General features: G+C 45.3%; 14 protein-coding genes. 11 read left to right on the plus strand and 3 right to left on the minus strand.

Annotation, left to right across the window (positions count from 1 at the left end; genetic code table 11):
- Positions 1–311 precede the first annotated feature (311 nt).
- The 6 genes from AS194_RS05180 (at position 312) to AS194_RS05205 (ending at position 7,754) form a co-directional block, all read left to right on the plus strand.
- On the plus strand, positions 312–2,399 hold the full coding sequence (locus AS194_RS05180) for an EAL domain-containing protein (RefSeq protein WP_058024409.1): 2,088 nt from the start codon (positions 312–314) through the stop codon (positions 2,397–2,399).
- A 58-nt stretch (positions 2,400–2,457) separates the two neighbouring features.
- Complete coding sequence (locus tag AS194_RS05185; RefSeq protein WP_058024410.1) at positions 2,458–2,916, plus strand: c-type cytochrome; 459 nt, start codon at positions 2,458–2,460, stop codon at positions 2,914–2,916.
- 48 nt (positions 2,917–2,964) lie between these two features.
- Entirely contained in the window at positions 2,965–3,993 is a 1,029-nt protein-coding gene (locus AS194_RS05190) for an AAA family ATPase (protein ID WP_058024411.1), read from the plus strand.
- Between the two features lie 171 nt (positions 3,994–4,164).
- Positions 4,165–5,136, plus strand: a complete 972-nt coding sequence (locus tag AS194_RS05195; RefSeq protein ID WP_227511579.1) for a DUF58 domain-containing protein — start codon at positions 4,165–4,167, stop codon at positions 5,134–5,136.
- Positions 5,133–7,364 (plus strand): transglutaminaseTgpA domain-containing protein, encoded by a 2,232-nt coding sequence (locus AS194_RS05200; RefSeq protein ID WP_058024413.1) that lies wholly within the window; start codon positions 5,133–5,135, stop codon positions 7,362–7,364. Before AS194_RS05195 ends, AS194_RS05200 begins: the two co-directional genes overlap by 4 nt.
- Before the next feature lie 102 nt (positions 7,365–7,466).
- Positions 7,467–7,754 (plus strand): DUF4031 domain-containing protein, encoded by a 288-nt coding sequence (locus AS194_RS05205; protein ID WP_058024414.1) that lies wholly within the window; start codon positions 7,467–7,469, stop codon positions 7,752–7,754.
- Between the two features lie 92 nt (positions 7,755–7,846).
- On the opposite strand, the gene AS194_RS05210 is transcribed toward AS194_RS05205, so the two are convergent.
- A complete protein-coding gene (locus AS194_RS05210; protein WP_264753430.1) occupies positions 7,847–8,407 on the minus strand; it encodes a DUF302 domain-containing protein in 561 nt (186 codons plus the stop codon).
- 50 nt (positions 8,408–8,457) lie between these two features.
- A complete protein-coding gene (locus AS194_RS05215; protein WP_058024415.1) occupies positions 8,458–9,324 on the minus strand; it encodes a LysR family transcriptional regulator in 867 nt (288 codons plus the stop codon).
- A 315-nt stretch (positions 9,325–9,639) separates the two neighbouring features.
- Here AS194_RS05215 and AS194_RS05220 point away from each other — a divergent pair, with 315 nt between their 5' ends.
- Positions 9,640–10,764, plus strand: coding sequence for an S-(hydroxymethyl)glutathione dehydrogenase/class III alcohol dehydrogenase (locus tag AS194_RS05220; protein WP_058024416.1), 1,125 nt, complete (start codon positions 9,640–9,642; stop codon positions 10,762–10,764).
- A gap of 121 nt (positions 10,765–10,885) precedes the next feature.
- On the opposite strand, the gene AS194_RS05225 is transcribed toward AS194_RS05220, so the two are convergent.
- Complete coding sequence (locus AS194_RS05225; RefSeq protein WP_058024417.1) at positions 10,886–11,539, minus strand: DsbA family protein; 654 nt, start codon at positions 11,537–11,539, stop codon at positions 10,886–10,888.
- A 497-nt stretch (positions 11,540–12,036) separates the two neighbouring features.
- On the opposite strand from AS194_RS05225, the gene nfsB reads away from it, so the two are divergent.
- The 4 genes from nfsB to AS194_RS05245 all read left to right on the plus strand — a co-directional run bounded on the left by nfsB (position 12,037) and on the right by AS194_RS05245 (position 17,086).
- Complete coding sequence (gene nfsB / locus AS194_RS05230; protein ID WP_264753431.1) at positions 12,037–12,594, plus strand: oxygen-insensitive NAD(P)H nitroreductase; 558 nt, start codon at positions 12,037–12,039, stop codon at positions 12,592–12,594.
- A gap of 420 nt (positions 12,595–13,014) precedes the next feature.
- A complete protein-coding gene (locus AS194_RS05235; RefSeq protein WP_058024418.1) occupies positions 13,015–13,671 on the plus strand; it encodes a 2Fe-2S iron-sulfur cluster-binding protein in 657 nt (218 codons plus the stop codon).
- Complete coding sequence (locus AS194_RS05240; RefSeq protein ID WP_058024419.1) at positions 13,668–14,660, plus strand: FAD binding domain-containing protein; 993 nt, start codon at positions 13,668–13,670, stop codon at positions 14,658–14,660. Before AS194_RS05235 ends, AS194_RS05240 begins: the two co-directional genes overlap by 4 nt.
- Before the next feature lie 2 nt (positions 14,661–14,662).
- Positions 14,663–17,086 carry a xanthine dehydrogenase family protein molybdopterin-binding subunit gene (locus AS194_RS05245; RefSeq protein ID WP_058024420.1) on the plus strand — a complete coding sequence of 808 codons (2,424 nt, stop codon included), beginning with the start codon at positions 14,663–14,665 and terminating at the stop codon, positions 17,084–17,086.
- Positions 17,087–17,132: the final 46 nt, after the last annotated feature.

A 17,132-nucleotide genomic window follows, 5' to 3' on the forward strand; every position in this document is an offset into this window, starting at 1 on the left:
GAAAGAAAGAGGGGTTGTACCGTATAAGAAAAAAGGCTGATGTTTTTTTTGATAATGATATTAAACAAACAAGGTCATAAGTTAACCTGCAGTCAATCAAATTATTGTCTATAATGAGCGATATTGTTACTCTAATTTATAAGATGCCTCGGGCGCTAGAATATATTACGCCAACTAAAACTCAGCTACTATCACAATAATCACTGAGCATATTCTCTATAATGTTTTCTAAGCCAGATTAATTTTTGGAAACAGTATAAGGTGTCAAAAATAAGAGATAAAGATACAACCATAAGATTAAAAGGCCACCTATGCGCATTCAGTCCACCTTAAATCTATTAGTGATTAACGATGATCAGCTCTATGCTGAGCGTCTTGTACATCTACTGAGTGATTATTATGACAGCGTGAATTTAGGATTTTTGGATGATAAAGAAGAGCTACTAAAAGTACTGCGCCAGTCGTGGGATGTGCTGGTATTCGTTAGTGCTTATGATGTGAGCTTTACGGATGTGGTTGGCATCATTCAAGAGCAGAGCATTGATTTGCCGATGATTTATTTGATGAAGGGTGAGGCAATATCGACCGCGTGTAATAATGAGGGGTTGCCTGCGGTGATGAGCGGAACCATGGTCAAAGCACTCAAGGCTGATCAAGAGATGGCTATCGTTATGGCTATCTGCTTACAGCATGACAGCTTGCGTAGTCGCCGTGAGCTCAAGAAACTACGCCATGTCCTATCAGAAGCAGAGCAACGTGCCAATGTGCTGATTAAAAACTCGAAAAGTGCAGTTGCCTATATCGATGAAGGTATCCATATCTTTGCCAATGATCCCTATCTTCAACTGTTTGGCTTTCGGTCAATGAATGATGCCATAGGTGTGCCTGTTGTTGATTTGATTTCAGGTGGCGATAGTGTCAAGGACTTCAAGCAATTTCTACGTCAGTTCGATAAAGGTAGCCGTGACGAAGTCGAGTTTAACTTTGAAAGCGTGCGCACGGATGGCAGTACTTTTGAGGCAAAATTACAGTTGGCATCTGCGACTTTAGATGGCGAACCCGTTACTCAGATTATCATACAACAAAATGCTAGCAACAGCGCAGAGGTTGCCAAACGCTTGGCTGAAGCAGAGCGTAAAGATAACATGACAGGTGTGAATAATCGCCGCGGCTTTGAGGAGCAAATGGCGATAGTGCACCAGCAAGCAACTCAAGGCGTGCTGACAGCAGCATTGCTCTATGTACAGCTCGATAACATTGGAAAAATAAGAAGTAGCCTCGGTCTGCAAGGAGTAGATACGACTGTTAAACAGGTTGCCTATGCACTAGATGAACTGGTATCGGATGGACATGTCAGCCGCTTTAGTGATACCGCATTTATGATACTTGTCAAAGACAAAACTACCTCAGAGCTCGAAGAGCTGGCTGAGAACATCGGTTCGCGTATCAGTGAGATGCTCATTGAGGTAGATAAGCGTACGACGAGTACCACGGTAAGTATCGCAATCGTCAAAATCGAAAAAAATACCGCAGAGCCCGCTATAATAATAGAGCGTGCTATGGATGCTATTAGCCAGATCATGGTCGAAACCTCTAACCATGGTGGTACTTATCATCTATATGATCCAAGTGAGCATGCCAATAGTGATGATCATGCGCTTGCTGAGTCTCTGATTGATGCTATTACAAACAGTCGATTTGAGCTGTCATTTCAACCAATATACGATATCAATCAAGATCGCAGTGACTTTTTTGAAGTGTATCTACGTCTGCCATTGGCCGATGCCGATAACACGGTATTGACTCCTGATCAGTTTATGGCTGTGGCCAGAAAACACAAGCTACTTGAAAAGATAGATCGCTGGGTACTCATTAATGCGTGCAAAAAAATCAATGATGTCCGTAAAGAGCATCCTGAAGCCAGACTATTGGTGCAGCTAACCAGTGCCTCATTAATTGACAAGAAACTGCCTAATGTTGCAAGCCAACTGATCAAGGCAGTAGGCGGCGCCGCTGGTGTCTTAACGTTGCAATTTAACGAAAAAGACATCTCGGATCATTTAACTGTGGCAAAATCCCAGTTTTCGGCCCTTAACGAAGTCAACTGTCAAATGGGCATTACTAATTTTGGTTCTTCTGCCAAATCTATCGAAATTGTCAATTTAGTGCAGCCGGATATCGTGCGTTTGGCGCGTAACTATGTACAAGATATCAATTCAGCAGATAACTTAGACACGGTTAAATCACTTATCATGCGCATCAATGAGGTAAATGTTGATGTGCTAATGCCGTATATTGAAGATGCAGCGACTATGTCAGTCGCATGGAGTGTGGGGGCGCGCTATCTGCAAGGATACTATTTAGAAAAGCCTAGCAAAACGCTAAAGATCGCCAGTTAACACATTGCGATGCTACAAAATCTTTATCGCTAATGCTCACCAACCAAAGATTGCCAAAATGTCTATTATTAGTAAATATCAAATAAGCAGTCTTTTTGCCGCTGTTTTATTGCTCACTGCTTGTGAGCATACCCCGCCTGATCATCGCGACCCTGTGACACTACCACTATATGTCAATGGAGATGCAGATAATGGCTCGTTAATTTATCAAGATGCTTGCAGTCAATGCCACCAGCTCAACGCTGGTCTCAATAAAAAGGGCCCGCAATTAATGAATATATACGGCGCACCAGCTGCTGAGCTAAAAGATTACACTTATAGCGAAGGGCTCACAGAGTCAGGATGGGTATGGGATGCCAAAACACTCGATCCCTATATCGCGGATGCACAAAAAGCCATGCCAGATTCAAAGATGCTATCAGACCCTATGCCAGATGCTAAAGAGCGCGCGGATGTTATTGCGTATTTATCAACCCTCCGCGCTGATGCGCCGATCGTCGTAGATGATGCGAACTGACCTTACTGGTTGATCGTTATGACCCAAAAAATGAGCCGATAATTTACTATGACCCATGCCCCTAACGATAGAGCACCATCACCTACATATCAAAAAATAGCCAAAACGCTTAGTCAGTCCGCTCCTAGTGGCACCGATTTGCAACGCAATCAGCAGAAAATTGCACAATTGATGGCGCAATTGAACCAAATTGTATTGGATAAACCGCAAGCAGTTAAATTGGCACTCAGTGGCATACTAGCAGGTGGGCATTTATTGCTACAAGATTTACCTGGTATGGGTAAGACGACTCTGGCTCAAGGTTTAGCTAAGCTGTTAGGCCTGAGTTTTAGCCGAGTGCAGTTCACCAATGACATGCTCCCTGCCGATATCTTAGGCATGAGTATCTATGACCAAAGTAAACTGCGTTTTGAATTTCGTCCCGGTCCTATTTTTACTCAACTGCTACTTGCTGACGAAATCAACCGCTCCAGCCCCAAGACGCAAAGCGCACTCCTTGAAGCAATGGAAGAGCGACAAGTGACGCAAGATGGACAAACTTATCCCTTGCCGCAGCCGTTCTTTGTTATTGCAACCCAAAACCCACTGCAACAAGCTGGCGTCTATCCGTTACCTGAATCACAGTTAGATAGGTTCTTGCTGTGTGTGTCATTGGGCTATCCATCACCTATGGCAGAGCGTGAACTACTAAAAGGTCAAGATCGCCGTGAGCTATTAAAGGATCTAGATACGGTGCTTGATACTGAGGCTGTGCTATTGGCACAACAAGGCGTAAAACAAGTTTATGTGGCGGATGTGGTATTGGATTATCTACAAAGACTTGTTGCAAAGACTCGAGCAAGCCAAGAGTATCATGGGTTATCACCACGTGGCGTGCTATCGCTACAGCGTGCTGCACAGGCTTATGCTTATGTGTCGGGGCATATGGAGGTGACGCCTGAAGATATCCAAGCGGTCTTCGCTGCCGTGGCTGATCATCGTCTCGGGCAGCGTTTTGCCCCTGCACAAGTGGTAGGTGGGCAAGCACCGCAGACCATCGCCCAACGCATTTTAGCAGACGTGCCTGTCATCGTTTAGCTGTCTATATTTTTAGTTATCTATATTGAAGTACGAGCAGGTTTGATAATACATGGCTATATCATTGAGTCTGTTAGTCTGAGGACTAGCGACTAGAGTCAATTACATGGTAAGAATAGGGTAGTCATGAGCTTTTTACCAAAAGCCTTAACCGCGTCAATCAGGTCAGCAATGAGCCGTTGGTTTGCCTCGCGCGCACCCAAAAATGATAGCGCGACGCTCAATCTACGCAACGTCTATATTTTTTTTAGTCGTGAGGGTATGCTATTTGCTGTGCTATTAGTGATTACCTTTATCGCAGGTATCAATTATGGCAATAACTTGGTACTTGGCTTGTGTTTTTATCTGGTCAGCGTTTGGTTGATTAGTTTTCATGTGACTTTTGCGCACATATCGGGTCTGCAAGTGCGTCTGCTGGAGGTCACTATGACAGAGGCGGGGACACCTGCTTGGGTGACACTGCAACTCAAAAGTGAGAGCCGTCAACCACGGCGACAGTTATTATTTGAGTTTGAGCAAGCAGCTGACAAGAAGGATAAAAGTGGCACGAATCGGCAAAGCTCCATACTCGTAACGAGTCTACAAAGTGAGCAAATTATTCGCCTACCTGTTCAAACCTACAATCGCGGTCCTCTTGAGCTGCCACGACTAATAATTAAAACCGTTTATCCTTTGGGTATTATGCGTGCTTGGTCTTATGTCTATTTTGCGCGTAAGACTTGGGTGTATCCCAAACCTGAAGCATTTGACTGGCAGGTGCAGTATTCAGTTGCAAGCTCGGAGGATCTGCCAACTGGCGGACAATATCGACAAGGGCAAGACGACTTTGAGCGACTGGATAATTATGTCGAAGGGGAGTCACTGGCCCGTGTCTCTTGGGGCCATGTGGCACGGGGTCAAGGCATGTTTACCAAGCACTTTGCAGACCCTGTCGGTCATGAGCAAACGCTTGATTATGCAGATATGCCAGGTGCTCATCATGAACAGAAGCTTGCGCAATTGGCTCATGGGGCGTTGACATTGGGTCAATTAGGCGTGCCCTTTCAAATGCGTTTACCCAATGATACGCCTACTAGCGCAGCGGTGGGTGATGGCGAGACTTTTGCGCAAGCGTGCTTGCTAAGGCTGGCGAAAGCACCATGAATGAACCCAAACAGTTTTCTGCAACCGATGCCACAAAAACGGCAAGCTTTGAGCAGTTAGCACTCGGTCAAAATATACAAGCGAAAAGTGGCATAGCAGCTGATAATAAATGGTATCGGCGATTACTGGCTCTACCAGCCTACTACTGGGTGCTAATTGCTCAAATAGCAGTCGTGTTGCCACATGCTGCTCACTTGCCAATATGGTTAATCGGGTTTGCGGCGATTAGTATCATTGCCCAACTACCGCGTCTCAAGAGTCGGCTAAAAAAACTCTCGCATTTAAAACGTGTCTATCAAAGCATGCAGATGCTGGGTTTTTTATTAGGTCTAGTAGGTCTATGGCTAACGTATAACACAGCCTTTGGGCTAGACATGGGCGTGGCATTTTTGGTGCTATGTCTCGCTAGTAAGCTTTGGGAGCTGTACAAGCGGCGCGATGCTTACGTGGTGTTGAATCTATCGTTATTTGTACTTGCTGCATTGTTTTTAATGGATCAAGGGTTGCTGACAACTTTAGAGGTGGTACTGGGCGCTGTTATTGTCCTGCTGGCGTTTATTGCCCTAAACGACGATAGCAATGATGACGGTGATGGACGCCTGCGTACTTTAGGGGTATTAGGGATTGGGGCACTGCCATTGTTGGTGGTGCTGTTTCTATTTTTCCCTAGGCTGCCGCCACTGTGGTCAGTACAACTATCAGGTCAGCAAGCGACCACAGGTGTGTCTGATAGTATGTCACCCGGTGATTTTGCCAATTTAGGCCAGTCAACTGAGCTGGCTTTTCGCGTAGAGTTTGGCGATGAGCGTCCACCGCAACAGCAACTATATTGGCGCGGACTCGTGTTTAGTGATTTTGACGGAGTTACCTGGCGTCCAAGCAATCAGGTAAGCCAATGGCCGACTAGATCGCAAGCCCCTACATGGATTCAAAATGCCTTTGCTACCGTTCCTGAGCAAGTGCAAGCCGCACCTACTCGCTATCAAATTATCCTAGAACCTACTCAGCAGAACTGGTTATTCGGGCTCGATTATCCTTTTTCTCAGCAGCCAGATATCAACATTACTTCCAACTTTACATTATCAAAAGATCAGCCTGTTACGCAGCAGCTTCGCTATAATGTAATGCAATTCTCATCAATGCGTATTGATTCTGTGCTGACAGAGGCATCAAGACGCCTAAATCTGGCACTACCAGCAGAGGGCAATCCGCAAGCACGCGCGCTTGCTAAGCAGTTATTTGTACAATCAGGCTCAGATCCAGTGCGCTACATGGCTGCTATCGAGCGCTGGATCAATCAAACAGAGTTTCGCTATACGTTGTCACCGCCACGACTCAATACTGATCGTATCGATGAGTTTTTGTTTGAGACCAAAGCAGGGTTTTGTGAGCACTACTCTTCAAGCTTTACTTTTATGATGCGCGCAGCTGGTATTCCAGCGCGGGTAGTAGCAGGCTATCAAGGTGGTGAGCTGAGTCAAGGTGGTGATGTTTGGGAAGTGCGTCAAAAAGATGCGCATGCATGGACTGAAGTTTGGCTCGAAGGCCAAGGCTGGGTACGTGTCGATCCCACGTCATTTGTGGCGCCTGAGCGAGTTGAGCAGGGTATGAATGCGATGACCCAGCAGCAAGGCGCAGCCATGTTTGGCAGTGGTGCTAGCGCGCAAATCAGCTACCAGCAGTATCAAATGCTACAAACACTACGTCGCTTGTCTGACCAAGCCAGTTACTATTGGCAAAAAGACGTGGTTGGTTATGATCAAGACAAACAAGCAGATTCGCTATTAAAATGGTTTAATATCCGCTCCATTATGCAGCAAGTGATTTGGTTAGCGGCCAGTGCTATTATCGTTATGACTACCTTAGTATTCATCATTTGGCAGCGCCGGCGCAAACGCTGGCATCCAGCAGATTTGCCGCTTGCCCAGCTCTCAAAACATATCGGCAAGCGCGATAAATTATTGGATCGAGAGGATAATGAAGGACAGTTGGCATGGCTAGAACGCTTAGCATCTGCTATCGATAGTCGCTTAGATAACGATACTCACCGTCATGCAAGTCGTTTAACAGACAGTGAAAACCCGATAGCGATTCAGACAAAACTGATTGAAATTAGACAAGATTACCGTCAGTTACGTTATGGGCGCTTGAGTACGTTTGATACCAATCACAGTGAGTATCAAAAACTACTTAAGCAGCTGAAAAAAAATGTACGCGATCTACTGTGATTTTTCAATCACTTGGTATTGAGATTGGACGTCTTAATTATTATATGCCTGATAGATTGCTTTAGAACTGTTTAATAAAATGAGTTAGCAAGAGAGTGTAATATGGCGGTATATGTAGATTTTATGCAGATAAAATTCAAAGGCTATAAATGGTGCCATATGCTTGCGGATAGTTTGCAAGAGCTGCATGATTTTGCAGCGTTTATCGAGGTAGATCCACGTTTATTCCACCGCACCGCAAGCTACCCGCATTATGATATTACCGTGCAAATGCGCGAAACAGCCCTTGAGAAGGGGGCGCTGCCTGCCGACAGGAAAAAAATTATTGAGTGCGCAAAGAAGTTAAAAGTAGAGCTGCAGTCTGAAATGTCGTTATCTGATAGTGACTGATGCAGCTTATAAGTTACACAAAGAAAAAGGTGGGTAGAGATTTTGCTCACCCACCTTTTTTTTTGCTTAGATGATACTTTTCTCGTTTGGTATTATTTGGCAACTGCCGCCGTGCTGACAGCGTTGAGCGCTTTTGAGGCATTATCAAGCTCAGTATCACAGCCTTTGATATGGTGGCGTGTCTTTAGGTAGTCAGGATTATTGTATGAGAGCCAGACGTTTTTATTGGCATCTTCACTGATTAGGATTTTTTGTAGTAAATCAATGGCAACCGTTTGTTCGCAATTCATCAATGGCGTGCCTGCTTTAGGATTACCAAACATAACGACTTGCGTTGGTCGTAATGATAGATCGACACTTTGCGCATTTTTTTGATGATCGATTCGCGCAAATACTTTCATGCCTTTGCTTTCGATCATTGAGACCAGCTTATCTGCGGTATCTTGGACGGAATGATTGCTTTGTAGGGTTACTAGACCTTTGTCAGCGTTGATTGACTGGGTTGTTGCTGTCGGTGAATCAGTAGCATCGGCTTTATTCAAAAACGTATCGACACTGGCACAAGATGACACGGCCAATGCCAGAGCGGCAATAGAGACAATTTTAATCGTAGTGATATCCTTGAGCGATCCGTAGTAGGTGGCAATACCCAATACTTATTGTGCGTCATCAGGCAGGGGATGGCAATATATCCAATTGATCGTTACACCAAACGCTCTGCCAAATAGTCGACCAGTAGTCTGATTTTTGGCGATAGTTGACGGTTGTGTGGGTAGAGCGCCCAAATGCTTTCTTTGGGTTCTCTATAGTCGTCGAGTAAGCTCACCAACGCACCCGATGCCAGATGTTTTTGTACGTAGTAATCAGGCAACTGTACGATACCAAGCCCTTTTAACGCCGCATCAACCAGACTATAACCGCTGTTGCACTGTATGGTACCAGAGACGCGCAAGTTCTTTTCTGTACCATCTTCGACAAAGTGCCAATAGTCGCGCGTACCCAATAGGCAGTTATGTTGACTGAGATCGTCAAGCGTGCGCGGTACCCCGTATTGATTGAGATAGGCTGGTGTCGCACAGACAAAATTGGTGCGCAGGCTAAGCTTTTTTGCCATCATCGTAGAGTCGCGCAACTTGCCAATACGAATGGCCAAATCGTAGCCACCCTCGACCAAATCAATCTGTTGATTGCTCAAAAAAGCAGTTACTTCGATCTCACGATACTGCATCATAAAATCATTGATGAGTGGTAGTAGTTGCTGCTCGCCATAAGTCACAGGCGCGGTCAATTTAATTCTACCTTGAGGCTTTGATTGCAAATTGCTCACCGCTTGCTCAGCCGCGTTCAAACCATCGAGCACACTGCGGCAATGCTCATAAAACACGCGGCCCTCTTCGGTGAGTGAGACTTTACGTGTGGTACGATATAGCAGCTTGATCTTCAGTCGCTCCTCTAACGCACTGATCTGGCGGCTGACCTGTGCGGTCGAGATACCAAGGGCTTTTGCAGCGCGCGTAAAGCTCCCGTACTCTGCCACACAGACAAACTCACTAATCCCTTCCCAGCGCATGATTATTACCAATATGTAAAAGATATTTGCAAATATAGCATATTGTTATCTGCTCAGAAATAAATATAATGGTTAGTATCAATGTAAATAGATGCTGCTTTATGGTCATCAATGCTTGCCTACAGAGGGCAGGCAAGATAAGCTCAGTCTATCTTTATCCGTTTTAATCGTAGAAATCGTGACGATTAAAACGAGCAGATAGCCTTATTGAACAAAAAGAATTATATTGAACAATAAGAATGATTGGGCGTGAATGACGTTTTAAGTTTACGCTACGTTACAATCCATCAATAACAATCAAAAAGAGAGATTCCTATGTCAGATAAATTTATCAAATCAAAAGCCGCCATCGCTTGGGGCCCAAAGCAGCCATTGTCTATCGAAGAAGTAGACGTCATGCTACCACGTAAAGGCGAAGTACTGGTAAAAATCGTGGCCAGTGGTGTCTGTCACACAGATGCTTTTACCTTATCTGGTGAAGATCCAGAAGGCGTATTCCCAGCGATTTTGGGTCATGAAGGTGGCGGTATCGTTGAGCAAGTCGGCGAAGGCGTAACCAGCGTTCAGGTCGGTGATCATGTCATTCCGTTATACACGGCAGAGTGCGGCGTTTGTAAAATGTGCCGCTCAGGCAAAACCAATCTTTGCTCAGCAGTACGCGAGACGCAAGGTAAAGGCTTGATGCCAGATGGCACGACGCGTTTTTACAAAGACGGCGAGCCTATCTATCATTATATGGGTTGCTCAACGTTTTCTGAATATACTGTGCTACCAGAGATTTCTCTAGCCAAAGTCAATAAAGAGGCCCCACTAGAAGAAGTTTGCTTGCTTGGTTGCGGTGTGACCACGGGCATGGGCGCAGTCATGAATACAGCAAAAGTTGAAGAGGGCGCTACCGTTGCTATCTTTGGTCTAGGCGGCATTGGACTATCCGCAGTCATCGGTGCGGCGATGGCAAAAGCCAGCCGTATCATTGTGATTGATATTAACGAGAGCAAGTTTGAGTTGGCCAAAAAACTAGGCGCAACCGATTGCATCAATCCAAAAGACTACGACAAACCGATTCAAGAAGTCATCGTTGATCTAACCGATGGCGGTGTGGATTATTCGTTTGAATGTATCGGTAACGTCGATGTCATGCGTTCAGCGCTAGAGTGCTGCCATAAAGGTTGGGGCGAGTCGGTCATCATCGGTGTCGCTGGTGCTGGACAAGAAATCTCAACCCGTCCATTCCAGTTAGTGACGGGTCGCGTCTGGAAAGGTTCAGCATTTGGTGGTGTGAAAGGCCGTACGGAGCTACCAGGTTATGTCGAGCGCTATCTGGCAGGTGAGATTCCTTTACAAGACTTTATCACCCACACGATGCCAATAGAAGACGTGAACGAAGCGTTTGACTTAATGCACAAAGGCGAGAGCATTCGTACGGTTGTCAATTTCTAAGCGTCGTTACTGACAGTAATATCAAAATCACAGTTTTAACCTGATGACGCTACAATAAAAAAAGCTGCTTCAATTTTGAAGCAGCTTTTTTTTATTTTATTTTTTTACAATGACAGACGGTTTAGTCAGTCATGTTCGCCAATTGTTCTAATATGCTGATGTAATTTTCAACCCCTTGCGCACCGCTGACCAAATGACGCTCGTTGAAGATAATCGCCGGCACACTTTGAATGCCTTGCTGCTGCCAATGCTGTTCTTCTGCTCGCACTTCTTTTGCAAAGAACTGACCCTCTAGCACTGCCAGTGCCTCACTACGATCCAGTCCAGTCTCAGCTGCAATGTCAGCAAGCACATTGATATCGGAGATGTTTCTGTTATCGGTAAAATGTGCCGCAAATAACGCTTGTTTTAACTCATGCATATATCCTTGCTGGTCTGCAAAATGCAGCAGCTGATGCAGATTAAATGTATTGTGCATGCGAGTGTCGTCATTGAAATTAAATTCAAAGCCAACTTCCTGTCCAGCTTCAGTCATTCTGACTCGGCTAGCATCTGATTCTTCTTTAGTCGAGCCATACTTTTCGATAATGTGCTCACGCAAGTTTTGCCCCTTGCTTGGCATATTGGGGTTTAGCTCAAACGGATGCCAATGAATGGTGTGTGCGGTATTGGTTTGCTCAAGTGCTGCTGCCAGTTGGCGATAGCCGATGACGCACCAAGGGCATACAACGTCTGAGACGATGTCTATTCGAAGTGGTTTTTCTGATGTGCTCATATATCCTCGCAGGCATTATTATTTATTTTTTACGATGGTATTTTATAGCTAGATATATCAGCCAAAGCGACTTGGTTGAATCAGCTTTGGATAATATCGCTCAGTCAATATTAAGAGAATGAGGGAGCGATTACAATGTAGTCTGCACAGTCTGCGTTATCACTTAGGTAGCTCAATTGTAACTATTATCAGTAGGATAGCCGAAATTTTTGCAAAAACGGTCTAACAACTGACGCACTAATAACAAAACCCATGACTACTTAACCAATCTGCCGTGGTCACAAAATAGGTTTTTATTTAAAGTTGCTCCATTGAAATGAGCGATGATTATTTATAAATAACGCTAATACTAATAATTCAATAAACAATAAAAACTTAACACTCACTATGGTGTCATATATGAAAAATATCACTGAAGCAATGAAATGGCGTTACAGCACCAAAGACTTTGACACCAACAAAAAATATCAGCAGAAGACTTTCAGAGTCTAAAAGATATCTTACGTCTCAGTCCGTCGAGTACTAACATTCAACCGTGGCACTTTGTGATTGCAGATGACGAAGCGGGCAAAGAGAGAGTCGCCAAAGGCACAGAAGGCATGTATGAGTTTAATGATGCTAAAGTAAAAGATGCCTCGCATGTCATCGTATTCTGTAGCCGTGTCTATGCCGATGACGAGTTTTTAGAAGGCTTGCTTGACAAAGAAGATGCCGATGGTCGCTTTGCAGAACCAAAGTTCAAAGAGCAAATGCATCAAACGCGTAAAATGTTTTTGGACATTCGTCGCTACGAGCAAAAAGACGAGCCGCATTGGTTGATAGAGCAGCTCTATCTCAATATGGGGGCTTTGCTCCTTGGCGCTGCCACATTGGGTATTGATGCTGTGCCAATGGAAGGCGCAGACTTAAAAGCACTTGATGAAGAGTTTGAGTTACGTAGTAAAGGCTATACCGCTGTCGCCGTGATATCGCTTGGCTATCGTAGTGAAGATAATTTTAATGTTGATCTGCCTAAGTCTCGATTTGACGAAGAGACGATTATCACAAAAGCTTAATTCAGTCATCGCTAAGAAAGCCACAAAAAATGTCTACTTGAATCAACGGACTGATAAAAAGCCCTGCAAACCATCGGTTTGTGGGGTTTTTTTATGCCAAAAATGCTTTTGATTTATCCTCTCAGCGTATCAATGATGCTGCAGTATATAAAGGTCTATATTTAGGAGTTTGGTCAGTGATATCTAGTGATTATAAATCAATGAGCAGTATTGAGGTTTAGATAGGTAAATGATTATCAATAACTATTCAGCCATTGCCGCCGCTCACATCTAACATGCGAGTGGATTAGAAACTACACTCTAACCACTACAAAATTAACACAACATATCACCCTCGATAAGACATAATAATTTTACTGACGCCTTATCACTGAGGCGCTTTTTTCACCCATTATATTCATCTGCCAGCGAGAAGCCAGCATGTCTACCTTGACGTTAACAATCAATAAGCAGGATTATCAGCTCGAGAATCTTGACGCCCGTACGACACTGCTCGACGTCTGTCGTCAACACTTACAAATTACTGGACCCAAAAAAGGCTGTGACCACGGCCAATGCGGCGCTTGTACCATGCTCATCAATGGTCGCCGAGTCAACTCTTGTCTCACACTTGCTATCATGCATGATGGTGATGAGATTACGACCATCGAAGGCATCGGTATGCCGGACTCACTATCGGCGCTGCAACAAGCGTTTAAAGACAACGACGCTTTTCAGTGCGGGTACTGCACCCCAGGTCAAATTTGTTCAGCGACTGCCTTAATAGAAGAAGTAAAACAAAATTGGCCAAGTCATGTGAGCACAGACTTGCAGAATCCTGATAGCCTTCTAGTACAAGAAATCGCTGAGCGCATGAGTGGTAATGTCTGTCGCTGCTCCGCTTATCCCAATATCATTAAAGCCATCTCACAAGTACTTGAAAATGAGATGTCAGAGTCTGCTGCCCAGACCAATGACACCTCTACACAAAATTCAAGCGTAACAGGTATTTGGTCACCGCCGCCAAGCGAGGCTCAGTTCCATAAAGCCTCAGCGAATAACAAAACAATAACAGGCAAGGCAGGAGACCACTCATGAAACGTTTTGAATATAGCCGCGCTGATGCACCTAAGCAAGCCGCAATCTCTGCTAGCAGCAAAGACGCTTCTTTTATCGCAGGTGGTACTAACTTATTAGATCTCATGAAACTAGAGATCGAAACCCCAATCAAACTGGTCGATATCACTCGTTTAGAATTAGAGCAAGTAGAAACGACTGCCGATGGTGGTTTACGTATTGGTACGCTTGTGACCAATAGCGATTTGGCCGCGCATCCTGAGGTGATTGCAAACTATCCAGTATTGTCCCGAGCTATCTTGGCAGGAGCGACTGGTCAGCTACGTAACAGAGCGACAACGGGCGGCAACTTTTTGCAGCGTACTCGTTGCTATTATTTTTATCAAACAGACAGCGCTTGTAATAAACGTGAACCGGGCACAGGATGTCCTGCTATCAACGGGGAGAACCGTACCCTAGCTGTCTTAGGTACCAGTGATTCATGTATTGCTCAGCACCCATCCGATATGGCAGTGGCAATGCGCTTACTGGATGCCACGATAGAGACAGTTAAAGCAGATGGCTCGACTCGCGCTATCGATGTCAAAGATTTTTATTGTTTGCCAAAAGACACGCCGCATATCGAAAATGTGCTAGAAGCAGGCGAGCTGATTACTCATGTTGTATTACCTGCCCCTATTAAGGGCATGCATACCTATGACAAAGTGCGTGATCGCGCTTCTTACGCCTTTGCACTGGTATCTTGTGCCGCAGTCATCGATGCTGACGACAATGGCAACCTAAAGACAGTACGATTGGCGTTCGGTGGCATCGGTACCAAGCCATGGCGTAATGAAGAGGTTGAGGCACTATTAACGGATACCGATGGCAATAGCGACGTTATCACGCAGGCCGCTGATCTATTATTGCATGATGCCAAAGGTAATGGTCAGAACGACTTTAAAATACCGTTGACGCGTCGCCTATTAAAACAAGTTATTCAGCGCGCATTAGCGGGCGAGGGAGCATAATCATGGCACTATTAGAATCAATCACCCAGTCAGAACCAACCAAAAAACTGACCATGGATGAGCCTGTTGAAACGCTATTTAGCACAACGGCAAGCAAGCTAGTTGGTAAGCCAATCAACCGTGTTGATGGTTCCCTAAAGGTTAGCGGTCAAGCGAAATACAGTGCCGAAATACGCTTGGACAATCAAGCCTATGGTGTATTGGTAGGCGCGACCATTGCTAAAGGTCAAGTTGAGAGTATCGATAGTGACTCTCTAAAAGGCATTCCTAATATTATTAAAGTTGTGACCGATCCTGAGCACTTTTTGCGTAACTCTCAACAAGGGACAAAAACTAAAGCACCCAAGCAAGGGGTTAGCGAGATTTTTTATCATGGTCAGCCTATTGCTGTCGTAGTTGCTGAGACTTTTGAGGCGGCAAGAGAAGGCGCTAAAGCGCTGAAAGTGACTTATAAGGATGAGACTGACCAAGCGGCACTGAACTTTACCCAAGAGCTCTCTAACGCACATGCGGTAGATGAAAAAAAAGGCTCTGATAAAAATAATGTCCAAGGCGATCCAGACCAAGGCTTAGCTGATGCGGCAGTGACCGTTGATCGCTTTTATCATACCCCAAGTCAAAGCAACTCTCCGATGGAGCCCCATGCAACGTTGGCTCATTGGGAAGGCGATAAGCTCGTTCTGTATACTTCCAATCAGATGCTCGCTTCTTGCAAACAGCAAGTCATGGATGCTCTGGACCTAAATAAAGATCAAGTACAACTGATCGCACACTATGTCGGTGGTGGGTTCGGTAGTAAGCTCGGTATTGCTCCTGAATCTATTGCAGCGGCGATTGCTGCAAAAGATCTGGGTCGTCCTGTGCTAATTACTATGACGCGTTCACAAGTGATGGAAGCAACGGTCAGACGCTCAAACACGCGTCAGCGTATCGCAATCGGCGCGAACAATGACGGCGTGATCGATACATTGATTCACGATACGATCTCTAGTAATTTGCCAGGTGAGGCTTTCTTTGAGCCAACTGCTCTATCTACGCACCACATATATAGAGGCAAAAACCGCCGTGTGAATTATGAGATGGTAGACATGAACCAAGTGTTGTCAGGTTCTATGCGTGCGCCTGGCGAAGCGGTAGGTATGATCGCGCTTGAATGTGCCATGGATGAGCTTGCCACACAGTTGGAGATTGATCCGGTTGAACTACGCCGTCGTAATGAGCCAGAGCAAGATCCGAGTCAAGATATTCCTTTCTCAACGCGCCAATTGATTGCCTGTATGGAACAAGGTGCTGAGCATTTTGGTTGGAGTGAGCGAAACGCCAAGCCTGCCAGTCAATTAGAAGGTGACTGGTGGATAGGTACAGGCATGGCGGCGGCTGCTCGTGGTAACCAATTACAGCCATCTGAAGCACGTGCAACCCTACAGGTAGATGAGTCAAAAGCACTTGGTATCAAAGCAGTTATCGAGACAGACATGACAGACATCGGTACAGGGTCTTATACGGTGTTTTCTCAGGTAGCGGCAGACCTGTTAGGACTGCCTATCGACCATGTTGAGATGAAACTAGGTGACACTGCATTGCCACCAGCATCAGGCTCAGGTGGCAGTTGGGGTGCTGCGAGTGCGGGTAGTGGCGTCTATCTTGCTTGTGAGCAGCTGCGTGAAATGCTAGCAGAAAAAGTTGGTCTGTATCCTGACAACATTCAGTTAGACAATGGTCAAATCAAGAAAACAGGCGAGCATGCTTTAACGGCAATGGAAGCTGCCAAAAAGAGCGGCCAATCATTTGCTGACAGCACTATTGATAAGCTATCGCAAACCACAGGGCTTTCGCTATCAGGACAGTCAGCATCACAAGAGTATGATTTTGATAATACAGAGTCTTATGCGCTTGCGGATGTGGTCGCTGACTATGATGAGCAAAAAATCACTGCCAAAGGCCAGATAAAACCGGGTAAGAACGGTAAGAGCCATCGCCAAGCCTCTTTTGGTGCGAACTTCGCTGAAGTGGCGGTTCACAAAGTCACTGGTGAGATTCGGGTGAAACGTATGACAGGTGCATTTGCCGCTGGTCGTATTCTGAACCACAAAACTGCAACGTCGCAATGCTATGGCGGTATGGTGTTCGGTATTGGCTCAGCGTTGATGGAAGAAGTGATTCATGACAAACGTGACGGTCGTCTCTGTAACCATGACCTTGCCGAGTATCATGTGCCAGTTAATGCGGACGTACCGCAGTTAGATGTCATATTGGTAGAAGAAGATGATCCTTATACCAATCCAATGCACATCAAAGGTATCGGTGAGACGGCTATTTCAGGTGCTGCTGCCGCGATTGCCAATGCTATCTATAATGCGGTCGGTGTGCGTGTTTATGACTTCCCGATTACCCTCGACAAGCTGCTTTATGAGATGCCAGAGTAGTTTTATCAGCTTATGTATGACAAGAACCCGCTTACTGAGCGGGTTT

The organism is Psychrobacter piscatorii, from assembly GCF_001444505.1.
In the GTDB taxonomy this organism is placed as follows: Bacteria; Pseudomonadota; Gammaproteobacteria; order Pseudomonadales; family Moraxellaceae; genus Psychrobacter; species Psychrobacter piscatorii_B.